The 328-nt window shown below is 49.7% G+C and carries 1 rRNA gene; it reads right to left on the bottom strand.

Going from position 1 to position 328, the window contains the following annotated elements:
- Positions 1–328, bottom strand: a 23S ribosomal RNA gene (locus HV477_RS28120); the annotation flags it as partial.

The following is a 328-nucleotide window of genomic DNA, read 5'->3' as shown; positions in this document are numbered from 1 at the left end:
CTAATTTTTCAACATTAGTCGGTTCGGTCCTCCAGTTAGTGTTACCCAACCTTCAACCTGCCCATGGCTAGATCACCGGGTTTCGGGTCTATACCCTGCAACTTAACGCCCAATTAAGACTCGGTTTCCCTCCGGCTCCCCTATTCGGTTAACCTTGCTACAGAATATAAGTCGCTGACCCATTATACAAAAGGTACGCAGTCACACCCAAAAGGGTGCTCCCACTGCTTGTACGTACACGGTTTCAGGTTCTTTTTCACTCCCCTCGCCGGGGTTCTTTTCGCCTTTCCCTCACGGTACTGGTTCACTATCGGTCAGTCAGGAGTAT

The sequence above is a fragment of the Salmonella sp. SG203 genome, assembly GCF_013350575.1.
Lineage (GTDB): Bacteria > Pseudomonadota > Gammaproteobacteria > Enterobacterales > Enterobacteriaceae > Salmonella > Salmonella enterica.
The sequence above is the reverse complement of the archived record's forward strand: the minus strand, read 5'-3'. Positions and strand labels throughout refer to the sequence as shown.